General features: G+C 57.3%; 20 protein-coding genes. 10 read left to right on the top strand and 10 right to left on the bottom strand.

The genetic code is table 11. The annotated features are described in order from the left end of the window. Positions 1 to 7: 7 nt before the first annotated feature. From ABUK12_RS22180 to ABUK12_RS22165, 4 genes are all read right to left on the bottom strand, one after another. Positions 8 to 1,489 (bottom strand): sugar ABC transporter ATP-binding protein, encoded by a 1,482-nt coding sequence (locus tag ABUK12_RS22180; protein ID WP_410013848.1) that lies wholly within the window; start codon positions 1,487 to 1,489, stop codon positions 8 to 10. A 65-nt stretch (positions 1,490 to 1,554) separates the two neighbouring features. Beyond that, positions 1,555 to 2,544 (bottom strand): autoinducer 2 ABC transporter substrate-binding protein, encoded by a 990-nt coding sequence (locus ABUK12_RS22175; protein ID WP_410013847.1) that lies wholly within the window; start codon positions 2,542 to 2,544, stop codon positions 1,555 to 1,557. Positions 2,545 to 2,573: 29 nt separating this feature from the next. After that, positions 2,574 to 3,047: a VOC family protein gene (locus ABUK12_RS22170; protein ID WP_410013846.1), complete on the bottom strand. Its 474-nt coding sequence runs from the start codon at positions 3,045 to 3,047 to the stop codon at positions 2,574 to 2,576. A gap of 31 nt (positions 3,048 to 3,078) precedes the next feature. Continuing rightward, positions 3,079 to 3,651 carry a sugar isomerase gene (locus tag ABUK12_RS22165; protein ID WP_410013845.1) on the bottom strand — a complete coding sequence of 191 codons (573 nt, stop codon included), beginning with the start codon at positions 3,649 to 3,651 and terminating at the stop codon, positions 3,079 to 3,081. 627 nt (positions 3,652 to 4,278) lie between these two features. On the opposite strand from ABUK12_RS22165, the gene ABUK12_RS22160 reads away from it, so the two are divergent. Then, positions 4,279 to 5,403 carry a GntR family transcriptional regulator gene (locus tag ABUK12_RS22160; RefSeq protein ID WP_410013844.1) on the top strand — a complete coding sequence of 375 codons (1,125 nt, stop codon included), beginning with the start codon at positions 4,279 to 4,281 and terminating at the stop codon, positions 5,401 to 5,403. A 108-nt stretch (positions 5,404 to 5,511) separates the two neighbouring features. After that, on the top strand, positions 5,512 to 7,911 hold the full coding sequence (locus ABUK12_RS22155; protein WP_410013843.1) for a phosphoketolase: 2,400 nt from the start codon (positions 5,512 to 5,514) through the stop codon (positions 7,909 to 7,911). A gap of 650 nt (positions 7,912 to 8,561) precedes the next feature. Here the strand turns inward: ABUK12_RS22155 and ABUK12_RS22150 are convergent. The 5 genes from ABUK12_RS22150 to ABUK12_RS22130 form a co-directional block, all read right to left on the bottom strand. Then, positions 8,562 to 8,738 carry a general stress protein gene (locus tag ABUK12_RS22150; protein ID WP_410013842.1) on the bottom strand — a complete coding sequence of 59 codons (177 nt, stop codon included), beginning with the start codon at positions 8,736 to 8,738 and terminating at the stop codon, positions 8,562 to 8,564. Positions 8,739 to 9,275: 537 nt separating this feature from the next. Then, the gene (locus ABUK12_RS22145; RefSeq protein ID WP_410013841.1) at positions 9,276 to 10,328 is read right to left on the bottom strand and encodes a LacI family DNA-binding transcriptional regulator; all 1,053 of its coding nucleotides are present in this window, start codon (positions 10,326 to 10,328) and stop codon (positions 9,276 to 9,278) included. 23 nt (positions 10,329 to 10,351) lie between these two features. Beyond that, positions 10,352 to 11,155, bottom strand: a complete 804-nt coding sequence (locus ABUK12_RS22140) for an ABC transporter permease (RefSeq protein WP_410013840.1) — start codon at positions 11,153 to 11,155, stop codon at positions 10,352 to 10,354. After that, entirely contained in the window at positions 11,139 to 11,927 is a 789-nt protein-coding gene (locus tag ABUK12_RS22135; protein ID WP_410013839.1) for an ABC transporter ATP-binding protein, read from the bottom strand. Before ABUK12_RS22135 ends, ABUK12_RS22140 begins: the two co-directional genes overlap by 17 nt. Before the next feature lie 60 nt (positions 11,928 to 11,987). Beyond that, positions 11,988 to 12,698 (bottom strand): M24 family metallopeptidase, encoded by a 711-nt coding sequence (locus ABUK12_RS22130; RefSeq protein WP_410013838.1) that lies wholly within the window; start codon positions 12,696 to 12,698, stop codon positions 11,988 to 11,990. 339 nt (positions 12,699 to 13,037) lie between these two features. Here ABUK12_RS22130 and ABUK12_RS22125 point away from each other — a divergent pair, with 339 nt between their 5' ends. The 7 genes from ABUK12_RS22125 (at position 13,038) to ABUK12_RS22095 (ending at position 21,722) form a co-directional block, all read left to right on the top strand. Then, on the top strand, positions 13,038 to 13,808 hold the full coding sequence (locus ABUK12_RS22125; protein WP_410013837.1) for a glutamine amidotransferase: 771 nt from the start codon (positions 13,038 to 13,040) through the stop codon (positions 13,806 to 13,808). 52 nt (positions 13,809 to 13,860) lie between these two features. Further along, positions 13,861 to 14,739 (top strand): nitrilase family protein, encoded by an 879-nt coding sequence (locus tag ABUK12_RS22120; protein WP_410013836.1) that lies wholly within the window; start codon positions 13,861 to 13,863, stop codon positions 14,737 to 14,739. A gap of 249 nt (positions 14,740 to 14,988) precedes the next feature. After that, positions 14,989 to 16,518 (top strand): sodium:solute symporter family protein, encoded by a 1,530-nt coding sequence (locus tag ABUK12_RS22115; protein ID WP_410013835.1) that lies wholly within the window; start codon positions 14,989 to 14,991, stop codon positions 16,516 to 16,518. 10 nt (positions 16,519 to 16,528) lie between these two features. Further along, positions 16,529 to 17,302, top strand: a complete 774-nt coding sequence (locus ABUK12_RS22110) for a glucosamine-6-phosphate deaminase (protein WP_410013834.1) — start codon at positions 16,529 to 16,531, stop codon at positions 17,300 to 17,302. Continuing rightward, on the top strand, positions 17,295 to 18,452 hold the full coding sequence (locus tag ABUK12_RS22105) for an N-acetylglucosamine-6-phosphate deacetylase (protein WP_410013833.1): 1,158 nt from the start codon (positions 17,295 to 17,297) through the stop codon (positions 18,450 to 18,452). The genes ABUK12_RS22110 and ABUK12_RS22105 overlap by 8 nt, the downstream gene beginning before the upstream one ends. A 72-nt stretch (positions 18,453 to 18,524) precedes the next feature. Then, a complete protein-coding gene (locus tag ABUK12_RS22100; RefSeq protein ID WP_410013832.1) occupies positions 18,525 to 19,661 on the top strand; it encodes an ROK family protein in 1,137 nt (378 codons plus the stop codon). A 207-nt stretch (positions 19,662 to 19,868) separates the two neighbouring features. Further along, entirely contained in the window at positions 19,869 to 21,722 is a 1,854-nt protein-coding gene (locus ABUK12_RS22095; protein WP_410013831.1) for a hypothetical protein, read from the top strand. Between the two features lie 47 nt (positions 21,723 to 21,769). Here the strand turns inward: ABUK12_RS22095 and ABUK12_RS22090 are convergent, their stop codons facing one another. Then, positions 21,770 to 23,926 carry a putative bifunctional diguanylate cyclase/phosphodiesterase gene (locus tag ABUK12_RS22090; protein ID WP_410013830.1) on the bottom strand — a complete coding sequence of 719 codons (2,157 nt, stop codon included), beginning with the start codon at positions 23,924 to 23,926 and terminating at the stop codon, positions 21,770 to 21,772. Positions 23,927 to 24,301: 375 nt separating this feature from the next. On the opposite strand from ABUK12_RS22090, the gene ABUK12_RS22085 reads away from it, so the two are divergent. Next, entirely contained in the window at positions 24,302 to 25,933 is a 1,632-nt protein-coding gene (locus tag ABUK12_RS22085; protein ID WP_410013829.1) for an MFS transporter, read from the top strand. Positions 25,934 to 25,940 lie beyond the last annotated feature (7 nt).

Genomic DNA, 25,940 nt, shown 5'->3' with positions numbered 1-25,940 from the left:
CTTGATATCAGGCACTTTCCATCTCCTGCTGCAACGCCTCGTTGTCGACGGCATCGGTCGCGTATTCCTTACCGAAACGCCCCCGGGTCATCATGATGATGCGATCGCAATTCGCCAGCAGCTCCGGCAGTTCGTCGGAAATAAACACGATGCCCATACCCGCTGCCGCTTTTTCTTTCACCGTCTGGTAGATATAACTTTTAGCGCCGACGTCGATGCCCACCGTCGGGCTGTCGAGGATAAAGATGCGCGGATTGGTCGCCAGCCATTTGGCCAGCACCACTTTTTGCTGATTGCCGCCCGACAGCATGCGGATCTCTTTATCCATGCCACCGTATTTCACCTGCATGCCCTGGAGCAATCCCCTTACCGCGGCGCGCATTTTGCGGCTGTTAATCAGTTTCAGCGGATTAAGGTAATCCTTCAGCGAGCAGATGGCGGTATTGGCGGCAATGCTTTGCTCCATGATAAGCCCCTGCGCGAGCCGGTCCTCCGGCACATAGGCAATGCCGTTGGCCACGGCGGCGCTGATGCCGCCGATGCGCACCGGACGGTTATCAATCAGTATTTGCCCCTCCTGGGCCGGCTCCACGCCGAACAGCGCCAGCGCCAGCTCGGTGCGCCCCGCGCCCAGCAGGCCGGCGATACCCAGCACCTCGCCCTGGTGTAAATCGAAACTGATATCCTGGAAACTGTTTTTCTTGCTGAGCCCGCGCACGCTCAGCAGCACGTTCTGCGTGGCATGGGAGACGCGCGGCGGATAGGTCAGTTCATACCCCAGCATCAGCTCTTCAATCCGCGCGGTGGTCAGCGCGTGGGCGGCGACGGTGTCGATCAGCCGCCCGTCGCGCATGACGGTAATGCGATCGCAGATTTCCAGCAGTTCGTTCAGCTTATGGCTGATAAAAATAAACGAGATGCCCCGGGAGCGCAGGCGGTTGAGAAGGGTAAACAGATGTTTGATTTCGGTGCGCGTCAGGGCGGTGGTCGGCTCATCAAGGATAATCAGCCGCGAGTCGTTGATCAGCGCCCGGGCGATGGCCACCAATTGCTGTTTGGCAATGGGCAAATCCTCCACCAGGGCATCCAGGTCCAGGCTGACGCCCAACTGCCCGATAATGGCCTTCACCTGCTCCTGATAGGCGCTGGAAAACACCCAGGGTTTCTGGTCGTTGATCATCTGGCTGATGTAGATATTTTCCATTACCGTCAGGTTGGGAAATAACGACAGATCCTGGTAGATAATGCCGATACCCTGTTTTACCGCCTCGATGGCGGAATATTTTTCGATGCGCCGGCCGTTGATGCGCAGCAAACCGCGATCGTAGGCCAGGACCCCGGCGACAATCTTCATCAGGGTCGACTTACCGCAGCCGTTCTCCCCCACTAAACCGTGAATTTCCCCGACGTTAATGTCAAAACTGACATCATTGAGGGCGGTGACCCCGTCAAATGTCTTGGTAACATGTTCAACGGCAAGAAATTCCATGTCGTATTCCTCAGGCGTAACGGCGTGGTTCCCGGTCAAGGGCGCCACGCCTGGAGTGGCTATGATTAGAAATCGTACTGGCTGTAGTTTTCCTTGGTGACCGTCAGCGGCTTATCAAAAATGATATTTTTGCCGTCGACAACCGGCTTGCCGATGCCGGGGATTTCCAGGCCGTTCTTGATTTGATCGCGTTTGCCGTCAAGGATCATCTTGGCGATATAGGTCATGGAATAGGCGGCATCGCCCGGGCTCCAGAGCACGGAGGTGGTAATGGAACCGTCCTTGAGGAACGAGGCGCTTTCCTTGGGCGAAGTGGTGCCCATCACGGTCAGCTTGCCTACCAGCCCCTTTTCGCGCAGCGCCTGGGCGGCACCCGGCGCGCCCTGGCTGCCGAAGGAGATCACGCCTTTTAAATCCGGATAGGTCGACAGCAGTTCCAGCGTTTTCTGGCGCGAGGCGTTACGGTCCTCGCTGACCGGGAAACGGTCGGCAATAAGCTTCAGGTTCGGGTATTTTTCCTTGGCCTCCTTGATGGCGGCGTCCGCCCAGATATTATGGGCCGGCACGGTAAGCGAGCCGACAAAAATGGCATATTCCCCGCCGTCTTTAGCGTGCTGGGCAAATTGATCCATCATATATTTGCCGAATTTTTCATTTTCAATCATTTCCACATCGTAATCGGCATTGGGCTGATTCACCGATTCATGGGTAATCACCACGATGCCCTTTTCATGGGCGCGGGCAAATACCGGCTCGCAGGAGCTGGCGTTGTTCGGCACCACCAGCAGCGCATTAACGCCCTGGCTTATCGAATCCTCGATAATACGCACCTGCTGCGCCTCATCCGGCGACGCGGGCGCCTGCTGATAGACCTTGACATCAAAATCCTTACCGGCTTTTTTCAGCCCTTTTTCATAATCGTTAAACCAGGCGGAGCGTAATTTCGGGATGCCCACCATGGTTAATTCCTTGTCGGCGGCGCCGCTGATGCTGGGCAACAGGCTGACGGACGCGCCCAACAGCATGCAGAGCGCCATTGCATTGATCTTTTTCATGGTTTTTCCTTATCGCTGACTAAGCTTTATCAGGCGGGATAACGGCTTTCGGGTTGCGGGATAGCGCCGGCATTGCCTAATTCGATCACCGCGCCCTGAAACCGTTCTTCGGTATCAAGATAATAAAAAACATCGTCACCTATATTGCCGCTTTGCACCACCTGGTAGCCGCGCGCCGCATAACGCGCAATCGCCTGGTCGCAATCCTGGAAATACAGCTTCATGTGGTGCAGGCCGTAGCCGTGCTTTTCAATATATTCGTCATAGATGCTATAACCGCTGACCGGCTGCATTAATTCCATTTGAATTCCATTAACCCAGCACACGGCTATTTTATAAATATGCTCCGCCGGTTTGCCGCGATAGAGTGAATGGCGAATATTGTGCGGGCCATAGGTATACACATCCCAGGGGCCGATATCGCATACTTGATAATAATGCGCCATGGCGTCATCCAGGTTTTCCACCAGATGCGCTATTTGAATAATGTCACCGTCTTTCATCGTGGAACCTTTTTAAATAAGGGTACGGGTCTCAGGCAAATTTTTGCGGCAAGCCTTCCAGATTGGTATGGCGTGTTTTCATCTCGTCGAGGGAAATACCGGTTTTTTCAATCAACAGCATGGTAATGATATCGACAAACAGAAACAGCGATTGCTCCAGCAGCGAGGACATCGGCTGGATTGACGGCACTTCCTGGTCGCCGCCGAAAATCTGCCCCGGCACGCGCACGGTCAGATCGGCATAGCCGCCGTGTTCGTTTTCCGGATGGGCGGTAAGCAGCGCCACCCGGGCGCCGGCCTCCTTGGCCAGTTTTATCACGTTCAGCTCGACATTGGTGACCGCGCAATGGCCGATCAGCAAGTCGCCCGCGCCAAGACAGGGCGTGGTGGTGTCGTAAACCACATAGCTGTCGAACCCCATATGTTTCAGGCGCATGGCGAACGCGCGCACCGAGAGTTGCATTCGCCCCATGGCATAGAGTTGAATGGTCTTTGCTTTACAAATTTCATCCATCAATTGGCTTATTTCAGCTTCATCCACGGCCAGCAGGGTGGCTTTGTTTTCCGCTATCACCTGCTCTACCAGGCCTTTGTAGGTATACATCGGCAATTCCTCACTTTTATCATCGTCGGCGGGAGGCACAATATAATTTACATGTTAGCTGATATGTAAAATTAATTAGCCAACATATGCATACAACATACGATAAATTTTTGGCATATCTATCGATATTGATCACATTTTTTACGCCGAAATGTTAAATATTATGATGAAATGTGCAGTTAAGTGATAAGGATCACATTACTATTGCGCGATATTCCGTTACCTGCCTGTTGACATCCTGTCCCCCAGCAGGAGCGCTATGACGCCGGCAGCAAACCGCGACCTGGCGCGGCGCGCTTCGCATCCGCGCCGGCTACGGCATTGGCGGCGACATAAAGATTGAACAAAAATGCCGCCCGGCCGGGGCGGCGAAAAAAACCGGAAAAAAATCTCGATTTAGCGCGCTGCTCGTGGGTTTATTTATCGCTGAAACAGGATAATCGGCCGCTAAACATAGGCGCTATCGCCGTATTTATCAGCCGAATAACCCGCTTGATTTTACAACTTTTATCATTTATGGTGTTTTGCAACATTACGCGACGCATGTTGTACAGTAGCTGTAATAATCCAGCGGTCCTCACTCATTTCTTTTGGATAATTTATTTCAGCATGGGCAAAAGAATCATCATGGCGAAAAGAGGTAAACTGGATAGCGTTTTTTTGAATATCGAACAGCGCATTCGCGACAATATTTACCAGGAAGGCCAGCGTCTGCCGTCGGAATCGGTATTATGCGATGAATTCTCGGTATCGCGCCCCACCGTCTCCAAGGCGCTGTCCAAACTGCGGGAACTGGGGCTTATCAGCAGCACCCAGGGGTCCGGCCATTATGTCTGCGCGCGGCAGCAGCCGGCGGCGGCGGCGCAGGGAGAACTGACCCTCGGCATCCTCTCGCCGCGCATGGAAGCCAATGAAAGCGGCTTCCTGTTCGAGCAGATCTTTAAGTCCATTGCATCGCTCTCCCAGCAGTTCAATTTCTCCCTGGTCTGGAACGGCATCGTCACCATGGGCATCGACGCCAGCAAGCAGAAAATAATCCAGACCATTGAAAACATCATCGATCGCTACATTAAAAATAATGTTCACGGGATATTTTTTATACCGATAGAGTTCCATCCCTTCGCCGATGAAATTAACCAGATGATCCTGCAAAAACTTTCTTTGTTCAATATCAGAGTCATCCTGGTTGACAGCGATTTCAAAGCCTATCCCAATAAGTGCGCCTACGATCTGGTGGGCATTGATAATATTGCCGCCGGTTTTGAAGTCACCCGCCATTTATTAAAAAACGCGACCCGTCGCGTTGATTTTTTATGTGAAAACTATTCGGCGCATACCGTTTCAATGCGCATCATGGGCTATAAGCTGGCGCTGCTGGACGCCGGCATCCAGGCGCAGGAAGGCTGGGTGCACAAGGGTCTGGCGGGGGATAAGGACTTTATTAACGGCGTTCTCGACGGCGGCGCCACGAATATTGTCTGCGCCAATGATTTTACCGCCATGAAATTATTATCCACCTGCGGCCAGATAGGTCGCCAGGTTAATGTCGTCGGCTTTGACGATAATGAATACTCCGCCCTGCTCGGTATTCCGCTGACCACCTATAAACAGCCCTTTGGCGATATTGCCAGGAACGCCATATTCCTAATGCTTAACCGGCTGCAGTTTCCCCAGGACGCGCCGCGCCATCTGCAGCTGCGCGGCGAGATGATCATCCGCTCGTCCTGCGGCACGCGCCGCGACCCCGCTTGAGATACATTTCTTCATAGTTCCACGGGCCGTGCGCCGGGCATGGCCGCCATCCCACGCTAGACTTGAGATAGAGCCATTCCGTAGAACCTACTCCGAAGGAGCAATGACATGGAAAATACGACCTCGCAGGTTTCCGCCCCCGACGCCGCCGAACTGGCGCTGATCGACCGCTACTGGCGGGCGGCGAATTACCTGTCGGTGGGCCAGATCTACCTGATGGATAACCCCCTGCTGCGCCGGCCGCTGTTGCCGGACCATATCAAGCCGCGCCTGCTCGGCCACTGGGGCACCACTCCCGGCCTTAATTTCATCTATGCACACCTGAACCGGGTTATCCGCGCCCGCGACCTGGATATGATTTATATCTGCGGGCCGGGGCACGGCGGCCCCGGCATGGTGGCCAATACCTGGCTGGAAGGCACCTACAGCGAGATTTATCCGGATATTTCCGCCGATGCCGAAGGCATGCGCAAACTGTTTCGCCAGTTTTCCTTTCCCGGCGGCATTCCGAGCCATGCGGCGGCGGAAACGCCGGGTTCCATTAACGAAGGCGGCGAGCTGGGCTATGCCCTGGTCCATGCCTACGGCGCCGTGTTCGATAATCCCGATCTGATCGCCGCCTGCGTTATCGGCGACGGCGAGGCCGAAACCGGGCCGATGGCCGCCAGCTGGCATTCCAATAAATTTATCAACCCCGCCCGCGACGGCGCGGTGCTGCCTATCCTGCATCTTAATGGCTATAAAATCGCCAATCCTACCCTGCTCGGGCGCAGCAGCGATGACGATTTGCGTCAGCTGTTCCAGGGCTACGGCTACCGGCCGATTTTCGTCGCAGGCCATGAGCCGGCCAAAATGCATCCGCTGATGGCCGCCGCGTTCGACCAGGCGTTCGATGAGATCCGCGCCATCCAAAACGACGCGCTCACCGGCAACGCCGCGCCGCAATCGCTCCCCCGCTGGCCGATGATTATCCTGCGCAGCCCCAAGGGCTGGACCGGGCCGAGAGAGGTGGACGGCAAAAAGGTCGAGGGCTTCTGGCGCGCCCATCAGGTGCCGGTGGCGGGCTGTCGCGAGGACGAGGGCCACCGACAGATCCTGGAACACTGGCTGCGCAGCTATAACCCGGACGATTTGTTCGACGGCAACGGCCGTTTGCTGCCGGAACTGCGCAAACTGGCGCCGGAGGGCGGCAGGCGCATGGGCGCCAATCCCAATGCCAACGGCGGTCTGCTGCGTAAGGCGCTGAAGGCGCCGGCAATCCAGGATTATGCGGTGGCCAGCAAGAAACGGGGGGATATCCAGGCCGAAGCCACCAAAATATTCGGCGAGTACCTGCGCGATATCTTCCGGCTCAATGCGGATAATGCCAACTTTCGCCTGTTCGGCCCCGACGAAACCGCCTCCAATCGTTTAAGCAGCGTGTTCGAGGCCACTAACCGGGTCTGGATGGAGGAAACCAAAGCTTACGACGAGCAGCTGTCCCAGGACGGTCGGGTGATGGAGGTGCTGAGCGAGCATCTGTGCCAGGGCTGGCTGGAAGGCTACCTGCTCACCGGCCGCCACGGGCTGTTTTCCTGTTATGAAGCCTTTATCCATATTGTCGATTCCATGTTCAATCAGCATGCCAAATGGCTCAAGGTGTCGCGCGCCCTGCCCTGGCGCAAGCCCGTTTCCTCGCTCAATTACCTGCTGTCCTCGCACGTCTGGCGCCAGGATCATAACGGCTATAGCCATCAGGATCCGGGTTTTGTCGATCTGGTCGCCAATAAAAAGGCTGATATCGTGCGCATCTATTTCCCGCCGGACGCCAATACGCTGCTGTGGGTCGGCGATCATTGCCTGAAAACCTACGATCGTATTAATGTGATCGTGGCCGGCAAGCAGCCCGCGCCGCAGTGGCTGTCTATGGACGAGGCGGTGACACACTGCGAGGCCGGTCTGGGCATCTGGGACTGGGCCGGCAACGAGGACGGCACCACCGCCCCCGATGTGGTGATGGCCTGCGCCGGCGACGTGCCCACCATGGAAACGCTGGCCGCCGTCGAGCTGTTGCGCCGGCACGTGCCGGAGCTGCGCATCCGGGTCGTCAACGTGGTGGATCTGCTGGCGCTGGAGTCCGAGACACAGCATCCGCACGGCCACAGCGATGAATTTTTCGATAGGCTTTTTACCCCCGACCGGCCGGTGATTTTTGCCTATCACGGTTATCCGTTCCTGATCCACCGCCTCACCTATAAGCGGAAAAATCACGCCAATATCCATGTGCACGGCTTTATGGAGGAAGGCACCACCACCACGCCGTTCGATATGACCGTGCTGAATAAACTTGATCGTTTCCATCTGGCCATGGCGGCGATCAAACGCATTCCCGGACTGAAGGATTCCGCCAAGGCCGCCGCCGCCATCGATTTTTTCAAGGCCAGGCTGGATGAACATTATCATTATGTGCGCGAGCACGGCGACGATCTGCCCGACGTCAAGGAGTGGAAGTGGCAAAAAATCAGCTAAGGCGCACGTCCAGATGACGCTGGGTGCGCAGACCCGGCTAAAGGACGCTATCCCGCGCTATCTTTCAGCGAGCAATCACCCTGCATCAAGGTGATAGGGGTTTTCCCGCGGGATACCTATCCGGTGACATGGACGTTAACCACCCGTGGATGTAAAAAGCCTGAAGGGGCACAGAGAGGATGCGGAAGATAAGAGTATGGGCGATGGGAAAATGATACTGATGAACCCTGATCGCTGATTTGTTGGCTTGGCGTCTAAAAATACCCGCCCAGGCGCCTGAAGAAAGGGCGATTTGCTCTTTTAATCCTTTTCTTCGTGCGTCATTTATTGATTCCCATAATTTAATTGTTCTCCGGTATAATAGGCACAAAAAAAATTTAAATAAATCAACAGCCGCTCAGAACAGAAACTTTCCGGTGAAGATGCGGCTATCACCTTAATAGCACGACGATAATAGCCACGCTGCGCACCCGGCAAATTCAGCGCCCCCAAAACCCGTTTTGGAGGCGCAATGACTACCTTAACCCTGTCATCACTTAATCAATCCGCCCTATTACGACACGACGGTCATTAAGAGGGTATCAGCAGTTTTTACCAAAGTGCTTTTCATCTCATCGGTGCGGGTAACGCGTTGTTTTCCCCGATGCTAACTAAGAGCTGCGGCCGCCGCCATGGCTGTGTTGACCGCCTTTCTTGCCTGCTTCCGAGGCTTTTTCAGGATCGTTCTTAAAGTTGCCGCCACTCTGCTGACCGCCTTTTTTACCCGCGTCGGACGCTTTCTGTTTATCTTCGGCGAAGTTGCCGGAACCGCCACGATGTTCAGCCATGTTAACCTCCAATTTCAGATGATATCATCAAGCCGTTAGATATTACCCATCTTATTAATACCATTCATTTAACGGGCTTGAACTGTTTATTGATGACTATTTATTACACGTGACTCATCATCAATGGAATTAATGTTAGGCAAGGTTCTCTAAAAGAGCAAATACGGCATTTAGGTGAAAATGACCCTCATAATGAATTTCAACATACTGAAAAAGATGTATTTTTTGCATTTATGTTTTATGGGATTATTTATTAACATAATAGAAATGGTGATTTTTATTAATTAAATCAACAACAAATTACCACTCAAAAATTTATAAAAATATTTATACACACCTGATAAAAATAATAAACGAGGCGGTATAACATATTGATTTTTTGGTCGGTATATCCGTTCTACGCCGTAATAAGCGTTATTACCGGAAATATAACAAGGTACGCAAAGGAACATTCCCGCCGCTAAGGGACAATCCCATGCGCAATTAACCGCAGCCGCCGTCCCGCCCGCCATGGTATGCGCGGCCGACCCGCGCGGCTCAGGCCGACGGTCCCTGCCCCACCGAATGGCGGATGCGCAGCTCGGTGGAGAATTCACTTGGGCAGGGCGCGTCCGGGAGGGCACCGATGCGCTGCAACAGCAGGGTGGCGGCGGCGCGGCCCATGGCATTTCCCGGCTGGCGTACCGTGGTAAGTGCGGGACTGAGCAGCCGCGCCGCGGGGATATCATCAAAGCCGGTGACGCTGATGTGTTCCGGCACGGCGATACCACGCTCACGGCAACGGCGTATAAAGCCTATGGCTATCAGATCGTTGGCGCACAGCACCGCCGTAGGGCGCTCCGTCGCCGACAGATTGATAATCGTATCCGCCGCCCGGCTGCCGGACGCCTCGGTATAGTCGCCGCTTAATACCGGCACCGAGTCCGGCATAATATCGGCGGCGGCAAATGCCTCGCGAAATCCGGCCAGGCGCTGTTCGCTGGTCCACAATCCGCGCGGCCCGCCGAGGACGGCCAGCCGCCGATGCCCGCGCCCCAGGACATATTGCGCCATGGCGCGCGCGCCCAGCAGGTTTTGCGCACTGATAAAAGGCGCGTCGATCCCCGGCAGGCATTCATCGACAAATACCACCGCGCCTTGCTGCGCCAGCCTCATCAGCGAGGGGCTGGGCAGACCGGTGCCGGACAGGTAGATCACCCCGTTCAGGCGCTGGGTACGCAACACCTGTGCGTAATACTCCTCGCGCTGCGTATCAGCCCAGGTCATGCACAGCACCAGCAGGCAATCAAGGTGGTCAAGCACGCCCTGGATGCCTTCGGCCACGTCGGCGAAAAACGCATTGCCCAGATCCGGCACGATAAAACCAATGGAGGAAATACGCTGGTGTTTCAGGCTGCGCGCGGCGTTGTTGGGTTCAAAATTCAGCTCGGCAATGCAGCGCAGCACGTGCGCGCGCGTATCCGCGGCCACCGGCCGCGCGCTGTTGTTAAGCACCGCGCTGACGGTACCGATGGAAACATTGGCTAAACGCGCCACGTCGCGAATCGTAGGCCGTACCGGCCTGCCAGGCTTTACGCTATCATCGGTCATCAGGCGTCCTGTGCGGGATTAAACTAACGGCGCCAGTAGCGCCGCGACCAGCGCCTGGCGGTCGACGAGGAGCGCCACGGCGTAACCAGATATTCCAGCAGGATAACCAGCAGAAAGCTCAAGACCCCCAGCAAGGCCAGAAAACCGATGGCGGAAAACGTGCCGGCGGTATTAAGCCTTGAGTTAGCCTGCAGCAGATAAGCGCCCAGGCCGCCGCTGGTGGACGCGGTCCACTCGCCGATAACCGCCCCGGTGACGCTGAAGGTGGCGGACAGCTTCAGGGCGGAAAACAGCGGCGTATAGGTGGCCGGCAGCTTAACGTAGCGGAAGATGCTCAGGCGGGAACCGCCCATGGATCGTACCAGATTAAGCATATCCTTATCCACGGAGTTCAGCCCGTCGAGCACGTTGACCACCACCGGAAAAAATACCACCAGCGCCACAATCACCAGTTTCGGCGCCAGGCCGAAGCCCAGCCAGATCGTCAGCGCGGCGGAAATCGCGATAACCGGCACCGCCTGGCTGGCGATCAAAATTGGATACAGCACGCTTTTCACGCCGGGGATCGCATCCATCAGCACGGCAAAGACGAATCCGGCGCCGGCGCCCAGGACAAACCCCAGCAAAAAGGTGGTGAAGGTGGCCTGGAACCCGATCCAGAGCACCGACCAGTCCGATAAGGCGTGCTGCCAGGTGAGCTGCGGCGAGGGCAGGACATACGCGGGAATCTGATAATAACGCACCGCCGTGTCCCAGACCGCCAGCACCAGCAGCAGTGCCACGAGCGGGCCGCCCAGCGGCAATAACAGCTTACGGATGTTGATCATGGATAAGCGCTTCCTGTGCCGGTTGTTCAGTGTAAATCAGATCCAGGATGTGTCGTTTCAACTGGGTGAATGCGGGGCTGGTAAGGCAGGACAGCGGACGCGGACGCGGGATATCCACGCTGAAAATCTGCTGGACACGGCCGGGACGGGGCGTCATCACCACGACCCGGTCCGCCATAAAAATCGCCTCGTCGATATCATGGGTAACAAACACCACGGTGCGGTGCTGCTCCGCCCAGACCGTCAGCAGCCATTGCTGCATCGCCAGGCGGGTCTGGGAATCCAGCGCGCCGAACGGCTCGTCGAGCAGCATCACGTCATGCCGCATCGCCAGGGTGCGCATCAGCGCCACCCGCTGGCGCATGCCGCCGGACAACGCCGCCGGATAGTGATTGATGAATTCGCCCAGGCCATAGCGCTCCGCCAGGGCCACCCCCGCCGCGCGCTGCTCCCGCGTCGCGCCTCCTTTAAGGATGGCGCCCAAGACGATATTGTCGATAACCGTCATCCAGGGCAGCAGCAGGTCTTTTTGCAGCATATAGCCGACATGGCCGCTGCGGCCGGTAACATCGTCGCCGTCTATCAGGATCTTACCGCTGTCAGGTGTCAGTACGCCGGACACCAGATTGAACAACGTGCTTTTACCGCAGCCGGACGGGCCGACCACGCAGACAAACTCGCCCGCGCGTACGTCCAGATCGGTGGGCGCCAGGGCGGTCATCGCGCCGAAGCGCCGCGTAACCTGTTGAATCGATAACTTGGGGACTGTCATGACGTTGCCTCTGGGCTATCCCTTCGCGGATAGCGCACTATAGAATCTGTTCGGTTTCCGTTACAAAACCTCGCATCGCTCACGGCCGAACCAGACCACGTCCTCGACCTTGACCGCTACGTCGCCGCGCCGGGCAAAGGGTTCCACAGCCCAGGCTCCCCACATGGGCGTGTCGTTGCCGGCATCGATAAAACCCAGGGTATAGGCGGCGCCGGCCGTCAGGGAATGGCCAATATTACCCAGCAAATCCAGCAGGATAAAGCCTTCCCGCGTCAGGCGTTGGTGACTCAGGCCGAACAGCTCTGCGGCCGGCATGCCGGGCCGGCATAACGCCAGGGTATCGCGGTGGATATGTTCCAGCGCCCGCAGGGCGTCCACCGCCTCGGGATAATCGCCCACGACGCGACAGCGGGTGCAGTCGCCCCAGAAGCCCTCGGCGGTAATGGGATGCACATCCACCATCAGTACGTCGCGCGCTGCCGCGGCCTGCGCGCCCGGTCCCTGGGTCGGGAAACAGACCTTGGCGTTCTCGCCCAGGCCGACGTTGGTAATGGTCCAGATGCCCGCCGCGCCCTGATCGCGCAGATAGGCATGTATGGTTTCCTCCACGGCGGACTCCGATACGCCCGGCCGGACCGCGGCCAGGCCCGCCTGGGCGGCCGCTTTCGCCAAAAGTTGCGCCTGGCGCAGCCCGGCCGGGGCCTCAAGGGCGATATCCGGCCCGGGACGATAGGTCCAGAGGGGTTTCATCGGCGGTGGCGATAAAGGCATGATAGCGGCATCCTGTTAGCAAACATGACCGGCATGGAAATATGGCGGCGTCGGGGGAACATGGCAATATCCGGGCGTGGATCCCCGGTGCACTGATTATAGCCTCCCGTGTTCATCATCAATACACCGGCGGGAGAATGATCAATGTTTAGCGATTCAATCCATATTGAAACGGTTCAATCTTTATATGTCAATATCGTTTTATTAATAAATTTATGCTTGATATAACATGATAAAAATGACAATTTTATTAATTGAAACGGTTCAACTTCTCTTAAATGCTGCGCTAAAAAGGGGCGGGCCGCACAAAAATGATCCATGCCTGTGGAGGGTAATAACATGAGTCGGAAACAGATATTATTAGTGGGAGAGACATGGGTGTCGTCAGCGACCCATTTCAAGGGATTTGATCAGTTCGGCAGCGTCACCTTTCATTCGGGCGCCAAGGCGATCATCGCGGCGCTGGCCGGTACGGAATTTGCCCTGACCCATATGCCGGCGCACGTGGCGGTGGAGGAATTCCCTTTTACCGGGCAAGAGCTTAGCCGTTATGACGCCATCCTGCTGTCGGATATCGGCGCCAACTCGCTGCTGCTGCATCCGGATGTCTGGCTGCACGGTAAAACGGTGGCCAATCGTCTTGACGTACTGCGCGACTGGACTGCCGCCGGCGGTGCCCTGGCCATGTTCGGCGGCTACCTGAGCTTCCAGGGCATCGACGGCAAGGCGCGCTGGCACCGCACCGCCGTGGAGCAGGCGCTGCCGGTGGAATGCCTGCCTTATGACGACCGCATCGAGGTGCCGCAGGGGTTCCGTCCGGTTATCGACCCGCGAAAGCAGGGACATGCGCTATTTAACAATATTACCGGCGATTGGCCGCTGCTGCTGGGCGCCAACGAGGTGGTGCCCAAGGACGGCAGCGATGTGTTGGCGCGCCTGCCGGATGAGCTGGGCGGACACCCGCTGCTGGTGACCGGTGCCCACGGGCGCGGGCGCACGCTGGTCTGGACCTCGGATATCAGCCCCCATTGGCTGCCGCAGAATTTTATCGACTGGCCCGGTTATAAACAGCTGTTGCTCAACATGCTGGGCTGGCTGACCACCCGTTAATCCGCCGATTAGCAGGGATCCTCGTTACCGACATTATCCTCCGGAGGCCGCCATGGCGCCTAAACCGAATGAAGCCTTAGTCACCGTAGCCTGCTTGCAAATGGAGCCGGTTTTTGGCGAGACCGTGCGCAACGTCAACACCTCCATCGCCATGATCGAACAGGCGGCGGCGCGGGGGGCGAATCTGATGGTGTTGCCCGAGCTGTGCAATACCGGCTATGTGTTCGCCACCCGCGACGAAGCCTTCGCGCTGGGAGAAGCGCTGCCAGACGGCCCTTCCTGCCGCGCCTGGATCGACTGCGCCCGCAGGCTGGGGGTGTATATTGTCGCCGGCATCACCGAGCGCGAGGGCGAACTGCTGTATAACGCCGCCGCTATCATCGGGCCGGAAGGGTTTATCGGCCGCTACCGCAAAGTGCATCTGTGGGGGGATGAAGCTATTTATTTCGCGCCGGGCAACCTGGGTTTCCCGGTATTCAAAACCCGCATCGGCACCTTGGGGTGCCATATCTGTTATGACTGCTGGTTTCCGGAAAGCTTCCGCCTGGCGGCATTGCAGGGTGCCGAGATTGTCTGCGTCCCCACCAATTGGGTGCCGATCCCGGGCCAGGATCCCAACCGCGAGGCCATGGCCAATATCATCTGCATGGCGGCGGCGCATACCAATTCGGTATTTGTAGCGGCGGCGGATCGGGTAGGCGTGGAACGCCATCAGCCTTTTATCGGCCAGAGCCTGATTGTCGGCTATACCGGCTGGCCGGTGGCGGGACCGGCCAGCGCCACGGATACCGATATCATCATGGCGACCATTAACCTGGCCGATGCCAAACGTCATCGCAACTGGAACGCCTTTAACCAGGTGCTGCGCGACCGCCGCACCGATGTGTATGATCAGATGCTCGGAACGTCCCATCAACCGGGCAATTTTTAGCCGCGGCGGCGGGTCATATCAAAGTCCTATGGCCCGCCTCCTGCGCCGGCAGATAAATGTGATATAACTCTCTTTCGGGCTTCTCAAGCTATGCTAACGTCAATTAGTCATTATTTAGGATTAATTTAGCTATCAATGAGAAGATTCCAAATAAAAATTTAATCAATTAGTCCTAATTAAGGATTATATGTCGCGCTGGGCGGTCACGCTGCCTCGTTGCGCTAACCCCACCCGCTACCGGAGTGAGCTATGAACGGAACAGATTATGTGGTCATGGCGCTGTATGCGCTGATGATTGTGGCGATCACGCTTTGGGCCATGCGCAAAGTGGGCAGCACCAAGGACTTTTTTGCCGCCGGCGGTAAAATGCCCTGGTGGCTTTCCGGCATTTCACATCATATGTCGGGTTATAGCGCGGCGGTGTTCGTGGCTTACGCCGCGGTGGCCTACAGCTATGGCATCACCATTTATTTCTGGTGGGCGCTGCCCATTTCCATTGCGGTGTTTATCGGCTCGTTTATTTTCGCCCCGCGCTGGGCGCGGCTGCGCATCCATATGCATATCGAATCGCCGATGGAATATCTCGCCACGCGCTACAATGTGCCGACGCAACAGCTGCTGGCCTGGAGCGGCGTGCTGCTGAAAACCTTTGATGTCGGCGCCAAGTGGGCGGCCATCGCCATTATCATTAATGTCTTCACCGGGCTCGCGCCGGTATACGGCATCGCGATATCCGGCGCATTATGCCTGTTTTATACCGTGATGGGCGGGTTATGGGCCGATGCCTGCAACGACTTCGGCCAGTTTATCGTGCAGTTTATCGCGGCCATCGTGATGGTGGTGGCGGTGGCGGCCCATCTGGGCGGCGCGCACGAACTGCTCACCGTCTGGAACCAATTGCCGCCGGCCCATACCGATATTATCCGCGAGCCCTACACGCTCGGCTTTATGCTGGCCTATTTTGTCATCTATACCCTCAGCTACAACGGCGGCACCTGGAACCTGGCGCAGCGGTTTATCGCCTCGCCGCGCGGGCGGGACGCGCACAAGGCCGCCCTGCTGTCCTCGGTGTTGTACCTGGTATGGCCGCTGGTGCTGTTTTATCCCATGTGGGCGGCGCCGGTACTGTTCCCCCATATCGCCGATCCGACGCAATCCTACTCCATCATGGCGATGCAGCTCTTACCCAACGGCCTGATAGGTCTGGTGCTGGTGGCGATGTTTACCCATACCCTGTCGATGACCTCATCGGACTCCAACGCCATTACCGCCGTGGTCACGCGCGATATCCTGCCGGTTTTGTTTCCGCGCCGGTTCGGCAACGGCCAATCTTCCCTGGTGGTGGCGCGGGTAACCGTGGTGCTGTTTATCCTGACCACCCTGCTTATCGCGGTTAACGCCAGCCGGTTCGGCGGCGTGCTGACCCTGCTTATCGTCTGGTTCGGCGGCCTGGTCGGCCCCATCTCGATCCCCATGCTGCTCGGCCTGCTGCCCTGGTTCAGAAAATGCGGCCCGACGGCGGCCATCGCCTCATGGGCGGCCGGGGTGGCGGCATTTTTCGCGGTAAAATTCGTCGTGCCGGGCATGAGCACCACGCAAATCGTCGCCATCCCGGTCTTCACCTCGTTGATTGTCTATACGCTGGCGGGGATGTTGCGGCGTAGTCCGGTCAGCCCGCAGGTGGACATTCTGCTGGCCGCGTTAAACCAGGATCAGGGCACGGCGCAGGCTGCCGAACCCATCCACAACCTGCGTAAACCCGAATCCGGCCAAAACTAAGGAGCTTGGTATGTCATTGCCGCTACTGAACCGTCGGTGCGAGAATTTATCCGTCCAGGTGTTTGCCGATCGCCGGCAAATGGGACGCCACGCCGGCGAGGCCGCCGCCGCCTGCCTGCGTAACCGCCTGAACGCCCAGGATAACGTCAGGATTATTTTTGCCGCCGCCCCTTCGCAAAATGAGTTCCTGGCCACCCTGGCGGCGGCCGGGGATATAGACTGGTCGCGGGTGACGGCGTTTCATATGGATGAATATATCGGCCTGCCCGCCGATTCACCGCAGCGCTTTAGCCACTATCTTAAGCGGCATCTGTTCGATATCGTCCGCCCCGGGCAAGTCCATCTGATCCCGACGGGCGACGCAGGCCGCGTGTGCCGCGAATATGCCGCGCTGATTAGCCGCGCGCCGGTGGATATGGTTTGCCTGGGGGTGGGAGAAAACGGCCATCTGGCGTTTAACGATCCGCCGGTGGCGGATTTTCACGATCCCGCCGTCATGAAAGTGGTGGCGCTGGACCCGGTCTGCCGCCAGCAGCAGGTCAACGACGGCTGCTTCGGCGAGATAAACGCGGTTCCCACCCACGCGCTGACCCTGACCATTCCCACCCTGATGGCGGCATCGCGCCTGTTTTGCATGGTGCCGGGCAGCAGCAAACGCGCGGCGGTGCGCGCCATGCTGGCGTTGCCGGTAACCACCGCCTGCCCCGCCACCGTTCTGCGTACCCACCCCGCCTGTTCTCTGTTTACCGACGTAGACGCGTATGGAGAGCTAACGCATGGATAAGGTTTGTATCCGCGGCAGGGATTACCGGGAGTTAACCAGCATCGAGATCCACGCCGCCGGCGGGCTGATCCGTGAAATACGGCCGCTGCCGCAGGATGATAGCCTGCCCATCCTGGCGCCCGGTTTGGTGGATTTGCAGGTCAACGGTTATGCGGGGGTTGATTTTAACCGTTGCCCGATTGATGAACAGGCGGTACTGGAGGTCACCCGGGAATTATGGCGACAGGGCGTCACCACCTTCCTGCCCACGGTCATCACCAACGGCGATGAGCAGATCGCCGGGATGGCGGCGGCGATTGCCAATGCCCGCCGGCGCTTTGCCCCGGTCGGGCAAAGCGTGGCCGGAATCCATCTGGAGGGGCCGTTTCTTTCTCCCGAGGACGGACCACGCGGCGCGCATGACAAACGTTTTGTCAAAGCACCGGACTGGACGCTGTTTCAACGCTTCCAGCGCGCGGCGCAGGGCGATATACGCCTGCTGACCCTGTCGCCCGAATGGCCGCAGGCCCCGGCATTTATCCGCCGCTGCGCGCAAGCCGGGGTGGTGGTCGCCTTAGGTCATACCGCCGCCGACGCGTTACAGATAGACGCGGCGGTCGAGGCTGGCGCCACGCTGTCCACCCATTTGGGCAACGGGGCGCATTTGCTGCTGCCGCGCCACCCCAACTATATCTGGGAGCAACTGGCGCAGGACCGGCTGTGGTGCGCCATGATTGGCGACGGCGAACATTTGCCGGCGTCGGTCATGAAGGTTTTTATGCGCGTCAAAGGTGAACGCGGCATCCTGGTGAGCGACGCCACCAGCCTGGCCGGCATGCCGCCCGGACGCTACCGGCTGCATATCGGCGGCGAGGTGATCCTGAGCGACACGGGGCGCCTGGCGATGGCCGATAACCCGCGGTTGCTGGCGGGATCGGCGCGCTCATTACTGTACGGGGTGAATAATCTGCTCCGCCTGGGCCTGGCCACGCGCCGCGAGGCGTGGGAGATGGCGTCGGTACGTCCCTCGGCGCTGCTTAACCTGCCGACGCGGCATGGTCTGGCGGTTGGCGCCCCGCTGGACGCAGTGGCGCTTGACGAAGACCGGCGCGGCGGATTGTCCGTGCTGGCCGTTTATCAGCGGGGAGAATGCGTCTGGCGGGATGAATAGGTTTTTCCGGGCATCAATGGTTATGCCATAATGCCCGCTGATATTCAGCCGGAGGTTAGGGTAAGCCAGCCTATGAAAGAGCCAGGAAAAGGACCCGCGCTGCTGCGCCAGTACAATGAAAAGCATGTCCTGTCTTTCTTGCGGCAACAGCGCGTCAGTTCGCGCCTGGATATTGCCCGCGCGCTGTCGTTAAGCAAAAATACCATTTCGCTGATCGTGGATGATTTTATCGCCCGGGGCTACGTTGCCGAACTGGGCGTGGCCCAATCCAACACCATCGGCCGCCCCAAAATCCATATTGCGCTGCTGCCGGATAAAATGAAGGCGGCGGGCATTATGGTCGAGCGCCAGCAATTGCACTGGGCGGTCTATGACTATTTTTCCGAGGTCATCGAGCAGCAAACGCTGGCTATCGATACCGTCGCCCCCGGCCCGGTATTGGCGGAAATCACGCGCGTCGTCCAATGGATGCACCGGCGTTATCCCGAACTTATCGGCATCGGCGTGGGCTTTCCCGGTATTATCGATCCGCTTGCCGGCGTGATGCACGTATCGTCGCATCTGGGCTGGCAACAGGTCGACCTCCTGGCGACCCTGGGCGAAACCGTGCCGATACCGGTCGGCGTGATGAATATCGTCAAGGCGGCGGCGCTGGTATCGCGCCAGCAAGGCACCCGGCAGCCGGGAGCCGAACCCGGTTTTTACCTGCGGATCGCCGAGGGCATCGGCGGCGCGCTGCTGACCGAACAGGGCGTTTATTATGGCGGCAGCTGGACCGCGGGCGAAGTCGGGCACCTGAACGTCGCCGCCGACGGGCCGCTTTGCACCTGCGGACAACGCGGCTGCCTGGAATCGTTAATCGCACTCAGGGCCATCAATGCGCAGCTGGATCAGCTGCAGCCGGGGCTGCAGTGGGCCAATCGCGCGGCGGCGCCGCAGATAGTGGAACAGGTTATCGGCCGGGCGGGCGAATTGCTCGGCAAGGCGCTCAGCCAGATCATCCATCTGGTCAACCCGCGCACCCTGCTTATCGACTGCGCCTATAATGCCTCGTCGCTGTTTACCGAACAGGTATTGGCCACGGCGCGCCGTACCACCCTCTCTTTTGCCTACGGCCATACGCAAATCCGCTTTCTCTCCCATAGCTATGACCCGGCCCAGGGACTGGCGCTGGCCATGATCCAACGCTTCGAGCGCATTAATTTGTAGCGGCGGTACGCGCCGCCGCAAAGCAACACCGGATTAACCGCCGGTGCGGCAAGGCAACGGGTTTAATGTTCATTGTTAATTGGTATAGCTTCAGTTATTTAAGATGCGGCAGTCAATATAATGGGGATGTATCAATTTTGTGATAGACCGGTACTTTAATAATCCCCAAAAATAATTAGCATATACTATTTATCAAATAAATAGCTGATGCGTTTTTACCGCTACGAAAAGGTAGAATTTTCGATGAGAGGAATATCCTCGTCCCTTGGTTTTATTTCCGGTGTCGTTAAACATCGGGATATCGAAGAATATAATAAAACCATCGCCGGACGGTCATTACTTGCCAAGGGGCCATTATTTGAAAATACGATGCCGTGGAAAATACACAATCCACGAAGAGAGCTGCCAGCCCTTATCCCTATCCGTAAAAACGGCAGGCCGGCCACAGCCAGAGCGGAAAACGATTCTCAAGTCAATCGCCCCCCCGTCAAAAGGCATAGGATTGAAGGCAATACCTTCTCTGGCGGACTGGTGGCGATTAACAATCGCCAACCGCCAGATTCAGGCGCTCCGCCTCGCTATTGTCCTGCCGATAGCGCTCTGCCCGCAGGGCGTACCCTCCCTATAAATCCGCTGCAAACAAAAAACCAGGAGGATATCTGGCAGGTTAAGCAGGGATTAAGGACGATGAAAGAAAAATTAGCCAAGGAGATTTTACGCAATAACCAATCACGCAGACTGATTCAGCTAGCAGATGAGGCGCAGGCACACAGACAAGAACATCACCTGCACGCCAGTGAGATTACGTCAGCACATTCCGCCACGCCACATCAATGCCAGATATGCGCGCTTTTGGCTACCTACCATCAATTACTGACCGTAATGGAAACCGCAAAGGCGCAATCGGGCGTGCTTAACCTAGATCAGGACGGCCAACGCCAAAATAGCGACACCGTTCTTTTAACACTCGCATCCGTACTGCATCACCTCATCAGAGAAGACAGCGATAAACTGCTCGACGTTATCCGTTCCCTTGCCGGGGTTCGCATTGCGGGCCTACCTGACTCGCAGGAAACGGCAAACAAAACTGCAACCCGCCCCAGTCCGGATGTTGCAGCGCATCTCTATGAGGTCCTCACCATTAGCCCGTCATATCTGGAAAAAACATGGCAGATAAAAGACCATATCATTAAGCTGCTCGAAGAATTAAATAAGACGCTGGCGCAAAATACCGGTCTTCGCCGGCTAATGGGGAAGTCCCCGTTGACCGCCCACGCTGATGGCCACGTGCATACATTCACTCTCCAGGATGCCGATATGCAACATCCCGACAAATGCAATATTTGCGTGTTCTGGACGCATTACAATAATTTTTTCCAAGGATTGAAGCGCAATCCACAGCCTTGCACTTCCGCGAAAGAATATCATGCCCGCTATCGCGATTTAAACTCTGGGGTTTTTAAATTAACCCATACCCTGTTATCAATGCTGAAAAAGGATAATGATACCCTGCTCGACAGTCTGGCGCATCATGCGATAACCGCCGACAACCCAGGTGACCCGCCCATGAAAAACATTTCATGGGCGGACATTACAGCAGCCTTAACTATCGACCCGAAAGTGGTGATGGCCGGAAGCGACATGCCGCGCATTAACCCTGCTTTAGGCAAAATGCTGAATATAGAATCACAGATAAACCGTATAAAATCCGAATTCGCCGATATGCTGTCGCTCGATTTCCGGCTGCGCCAGCAGTTGGCGCAACATTCAGGTCCTGGAACACCCGCCATGCATTTTCATGCCAACGCATCAGAGACAATAGACTACAACACCGCTCATCAATGCTATTTTTGCCGGCTTTGCACGCTTTACAACCGTGAACTGTACCCTCCATCCCGGCCGGACACGCGGTTACATGCGCATAGCAGCGGAAATCCCCCCACCGGTCTCGACAATCATTGGCGGATTTTCAGCTTAACGCACTTACTGCTGACGCATCTGAAAAACGATACCCAGACCCTGCAAGACAGCCTGCCTTATTATCGAGATATAAAGGCTTAACGTCCTTATGCCCTGCGCCAGCAAACACGCGCGCTTTTGACGTCACCTCAGCGCACCAGTCCCAGGCGTTCGGCGAAATCATCGGCCGGCATCGGTTTGCCGAACAGAAAACCCTGCGCTTCCAGGCAGCCTTTTTTCTTCAGGCGTTCGCATTGTTCAAGCGTTTCCACGCCCTCGGCGATCACCTCCAGCTTAAAGCTGCTGCCCAGGTACAGGATAGCGCGGACGATGGCGGCGTCGGGGGGAGAATCCACCATGGCGCGCACAAAGGTTTGGTCCACCTTCAGGCGGGTCACCGGGTAATGTTTCAGCATGCTCAGAGAAGCATAGCCGGTGCCGTAGTCGTCAAAAGCGATGCCGACGCCGTACGCGCGCAGTTCCCTTAGCGGCTTCAGCATATGTTCATCGTGGCGCAGGATGATATTTTCCGTAATTTCCAATTCCAGCGCCTGCGGGGGTAAGCCGGTTTCCTGCAGGATGGCGCGTACCTGTTGCGCCAGCGTGCCGGTCCTGAACTGGGCGCTGAACAGATTCACGCCCATGCGAAACTCGGTTACGCCCCGATCGCGCCAGGTCGCCGCCTGGCGACAGGCGGTCCTGATCACCCATTCCCCGACGCGCTCGGCCCAGGGACCGGACTCCAGCGCCGGAATAAATACCGCCGGACCCAGCAACCCCTTCTCCGGATGGCGCCAGCGCAGCAGGGCTTCCGCGCCGACGATGGCGTTATCGGCCAGCCTCACCTGCGGCTGGTAAAACAGTTCGAATTCATCCCGATCGTATGCCCTGCCCAGTTCCCCCTGGTAAGAGCGCTTGGCCTGTGATAATTCACGCAGTTCCCGGGTAAAAAAACGGCGGCAGTGGCGGCCGTCGGCCTTGGCCTGGTAAAGCGCCAAATCGGCGCTGGTCAGCAGTTCCTGGATGGTCAGACCGTGGACGGGATACAGCACAATGCCGACGCTGGCGCCGATATTGACCGGCTGGCCGTCGATGGTGACAATCTTGTTGATTTCATCAATGATATGATCGGCGATTTCCGCCGCCCTCTTGGCATCGGACAGTCCGGGAAGCAACAGGGCGAATTCGTCGCCGCCCATACGCGCGACCACGTCGCCCGAGCGCACGCAGTTTTGCAGCTTGAAACCCACGTCCACCAGCACCGCGTCCCCGCCCGCATGGCCCAGGTTATCGTTAACGTCCTTAAAGCCGTCCAGGTCCACCAGCATGATGATGGCGGCGTCCTCGTCCCTAAGGGTTTGCTCAAGACATAAGCCCAGCAGGGTACGGTTGGCCAGCCCGGTAAGGTGATCCATATGCGCCAGTTGGAACAAGCGCTCTTCGTTGCGGCGCCGTTCGGTGATATCGCGCAGGATGGCGCCAAAGGTGATGCGATCGTGGTCCACCCACGAAGACGCGGACAGTTCCACCGGGATCCAGACGCCGTCGGCGGAGCGCACTTTCAGTTCCAGGGTGCTGCCGCGCTGTGTGCCGTCGCCGGCGCCGGCCAGGCGCTGCAGACGGCCGACCAGGCCGTCCGGCACCAGCACGCTGACGTTGCATCCGATAATCTGTTCGCTGCTATACCCCAACAGTTTGCCCGCCGCCGCGTTCCAAAAGGTGATGATGCCTTTATCGTCGGCGCAGACAATGGCGTCGGGGGACGTATGGGCAATATTTTCGAAACGAAACTGGCTGGCGTTGCGCGCGCGTTCCAGACGCCGCATTTCCAGCCGGTCCAGGACCAGCGCGGCCAGGTCGTGCATATTTTGCCTATCGCCCGCGCTCAGCCCCGGCCGGGGCACGCGGTCGATAATACACAGCGTGCCGAGGGCGACCCCATCCTGATTGCGTAACGGAATACCGGCGTAAAAACGGATAAAAGGCTCCCCGGTCACCAGGGGATTATCCCGGAACTGCGGATCCTTATGGGTATCCGGAATCACCATGATATCGTGCCGGCGAATGACGTGCGCGCAAAACGAGATATCGCGCGGCGTTTCGCAGGAGGCGATGCCGATACTGGCGGCAAACAGCTGGCGTTCGGCTTCGATCAGCGAAATGAGCACAATAGGCACTTTAAAAATATTGGCGGTAAGGTGTACTAACCGGTTAAAGCCTATTTCCGATAATGTGGAATGGATGCCATATTCTTCCAGCACGGCAAGACGCTTTTCCTCTTCCCTATCCGACGGCGAATCATTCATGTGTGCCTCTGCGAATCACGTCAAAAATAATAATTAAAAAAATAAATTATTTCATGCATCAGGGTTATATCGGCATGATGAAGGCAACGCTTGAGTCATTGTCGCGTAAGCGTTGTGACGGCACGCTCCGATTCGTCAGATACCACACCATTTCGCGCCTGTTTTTCTTGTTAAGTATAGACAGCGCCGGCGGAATGCGGCGCAAATGACTCAATGCCGCGGTATTAGACGGCTTCACGAAAAACACCCCGAAATGAAGAAAATCATGCCAGCCCGCTAGGAACCGCCAATATGTCATGCTAGGTTTAATTTGCTATCTAATGATAAGAAATTTTGTTGTTTACTCTCAATCATTCACAACGCGGCCGGAGGACCATGGCAAAAAAAGATCCCTACGCCCCGCGCGAATGGCTGCCGCATGAGAAGCCCGCGCTTCCCGGTTCGCCCTCGACCCCGCTGCACCCCGTGCCAAAACGCATTGCGTACGGCATCGTCGGCGTGCTGGTTTCAATTACCGGCGGGCTGGGCAATGCGTTGGTGACGGCCAACCTGAGCAACCTGCAAGGCACTTTTGGCGCTTACTCCAACGAGATTGCCTGGCTGCCGGCGGTTTATCTGATGACCAATGTGTCGATAAACCTGCTCTTGGTGAAATTTCGCCAGCAGTATGGCCTGCGGGTATTTACCGAAGCCTTTTTGGTGCTGTATGTCTTAGTGGCGTTTTTTCACCTGTTTGTGAACGATCTTAATTCCGCCATCATGGTGCGCGCCGCGCACGGCATGGTGGGCGCGGCGCTGAGCTCGCTGTCGATTTACTACCAAATTCAGGCTTTTCCGGCCAGGCACCGCCTGAAGGGCCTGACCATCGGCATCGGGGCGTCGCAGGTGGCGATTCCGCTGGCGCGGCTGTTCTCCTCGGAACTGCTGGCCCTTAATGAATGGCGTGGCCTTTATCTGTTCGAGCTGGGGCTGGCCCTGCTGTCGCTCGGCGGCGTGCTGTTGCTTAAGCTGCCGCCCAGCGATCGCATCAAGGTGTTTGAGAAAAAAGACTTTCTGACGTTTATACTGCTGGCGCCCGGCATGGGGCTTATCTGCGCGGTGCTTTCCCTTGGCCGCATCGACTGGTGGTTATCCGCGCCCTGGATTGGCGTTTCGCTGGCGCTGGCCGTAGCGCTGATTACCGGCGCCATCCTGGTGGAACGCAACCGCCGCAATCCGTTGCTGAATATCCGCTGGCTCAGCAGCGGCAGTATCGTGCGCCTTGGGCTTATCATGTTGCTGATCCGTATCGTGCTGGCCGAGCAAAACACCGGCGCCATCGGCTACCTGCAGCAAATCGGCCTGCTCAACGATCAGATGCGCGGTTTGTCCCTGGCGATCCTGGCGGGTATTGTGGCCGGCATCGTCATCAGCGCCCTGACGATTAATCCCAAAAATCTCAGCCGCCCTATTATTATCGCTCTCGTATTGATGACCTTCGCCTCGCTGATGGACGCGCAGTCCAACAGCCTGACGCGACCGGATAATCTGTATATCAGCCAGTTTTTACTCGGTTTCAGCAGCGCCTTTTTCCTGGCCCCGGCGCTGCTGGCCGGCATCGGCGGCGTGGTGGCCGAGCCGCGCAACCTGGTGAGCTTTTCAGTGCTGTTCGGCATGAGCCAGAACCTGGGCGGGCTGCTGGGATCAGCGCTGCTCGGCACATTCCAGGTCATACGCGAAAAGTTTCATTCCAGCCAGATAGCAGAGCAGCTAAGCCTGCAAAATCCCCTGGTGGCCGAGCGGGTCGGCAGCTATAGCGCCGCCTATGGCGGCGTGCTTAACGACAGCGATTTGTTAAGCGCGCAGGGACTGGCGCAATTACAGGCCGTCGCCACCCGGGAAGCCAATACGCTGGCCTATAACGATGTGTATATGCTGACCGCGGCCATTGCGCTGGCAACGCTGGTCTGGATTTTATGGCGACTGTTCCGGCTGCGGATGCAGGCCCGGCGCCAGGTTAACCATTAATGGAGCA

Origin of the sequence: Sodalis sp. C49 (assembly GCF_046352915.1) — a bacterium.
Classification (GTDB): Bacteria; Pseudomonadota; Gammaproteobacteria; order Enterobacterales; family Enterobacteriaceae; genus Acerihabitans.
This window is presented reverse-complemented; position numbering and strand designations above follow the sequence as displayed.

Bases quoted from the DNA above. Each gene is read 5' to 3' on its own strand.
- ABUK12_RS22135 (WP_410013839.1), bottom strand. From the start codon at position 11,927: ATGACAGTCCCCAAGTTATCGATTCAACAGGTTACGCGGCGCTTCGGC.
- ABUK12_RS22140 (WP_410013840.1), bottom strand. From the start codon at position 11,155: ATGATCAACATCCGTAAGCTGTTATTGCCGCTGGGCGGCCCGCTCGTG.
- ABUK12_RS22165 (WP_410013845.1), bottom strand. From the start codon at position 3,651: ATGTATACCTACAAAGGCCTGGTAGAGCAGGTGATAGCGGAAAACAAA.
- ABUK12_RS22100 (WP_410013832.1), top strand. From the start codon at position 18,525: ATGAAAGAGCCAGGAAAAGGACCCGCGCTGCTGCGCCAGTACAATGAA.
- ABUK12_RS22095 (WP_410013831.1), top strand. From the start codon at position 19,869: ATGCGTTTTTACCGCTACGAAAAGGTAGAATTTTCGATGAGAGGAATA.
- ABUK12_RS22120 (WP_410013836.1), top strand. From the start codon at position 13,861: ATGGCGCCTAAACCGAATGAAGCCTTAGTCACCGTAGCCTGCTTGCAA.
- ABUK12_RS22180 (WP_410013848.1), bottom strand. From the start codon at position 1,489: ATGGAATTTCTTGCCGTTGAACATGTTACCAAGACATTTGACGGGGTC.
- ABUK12_RS22145 (WP_410013841.1), bottom strand. From the start codon at position 10,328: ATGACCGATGATAGCGTAAAGCCTGGCAGGCCGGTACGGCCTACGATT.
- ABUK12_RS22115 (WP_410013835.1), top strand. From the start codon at position 14,989: ATGAACGGAACAGATTATGTGGTCATGGCGCTGTATGCGCTGATGATT.
- ABUK12_RS22130 (WP_410013838.1), bottom strand. From the start codon at position 12,698: ATGCCTTTATCGCCACCGCCGATGAAACCCCTCTGGACCTATCGTCCC.
- ABUK12_RS22160 (WP_410013844.1), top strand. From the start codon at position 4,279: ATGGCGAAAAGAGGTAAACTGGATAGCGTTTTTTTGAATATCGAACAG.
- ABUK12_RS22110 (WP_410013834.1), top strand. From the start codon at position 16,529: ATGTCATTGCCGCTACTGAACCGTCGGTGCGAGAATTTATCCGTCCAG.
- ABUK12_RS22090 (WP_410013830.1), bottom strand. From the start codon at position 23,926: ATGAATGATTCGCCGTCGGATAGGGAAGAGGAAAAGCGTCTTGCCGTG.
- ABUK12_RS22105 (WP_410013833.1), top strand. From the start codon at position 17,295: ATGGATAAGGTTTGTATCCGCGGCAGGGATTACCGGGAGTTAACCAGC.
- ABUK12_RS22150 (WP_410013842.1), bottom strand. From the start codon at position 8,738: ATGGCTGAACATCGTGGCGGTTCCGGCAACTTCGCCGAAGATAAACAG.
- ABUK12_RS22085 (WP_410013829.1), top strand. From the start codon at position 24,302: ATGGCAAAAAAAGATCCCTACGCCCCGCGCGAATGGCTGCCGCATGAG.
- ABUK12_RS22175 (WP_410013847.1), bottom strand. From the start codon at position 2,544: ATGAAAAAGATCAATGCAATGGCGCTCTGCATGCTGTTGGGCGCGTCC.
- ABUK12_RS22125 (WP_410013837.1), top strand. From the start codon at position 13,038: ATGAGTCGGAAACAGATATTATTAGTGGGAGAGACATGGGTGTCGTCA.
- ABUK12_RS22155 (WP_410013843.1), top strand. From the start codon at position 5,512: ATGGAAAATACGACCTCGCAGGTTTCCGCCCCCGACGCCGCCGAACTG.
- ABUK12_RS22170 (WP_410013846.1), bottom strand. From the start codon at position 3,047: ATGAAAGACGGTGACATTATTCAAATAGCGCATCTGGTGGAAAACCTG.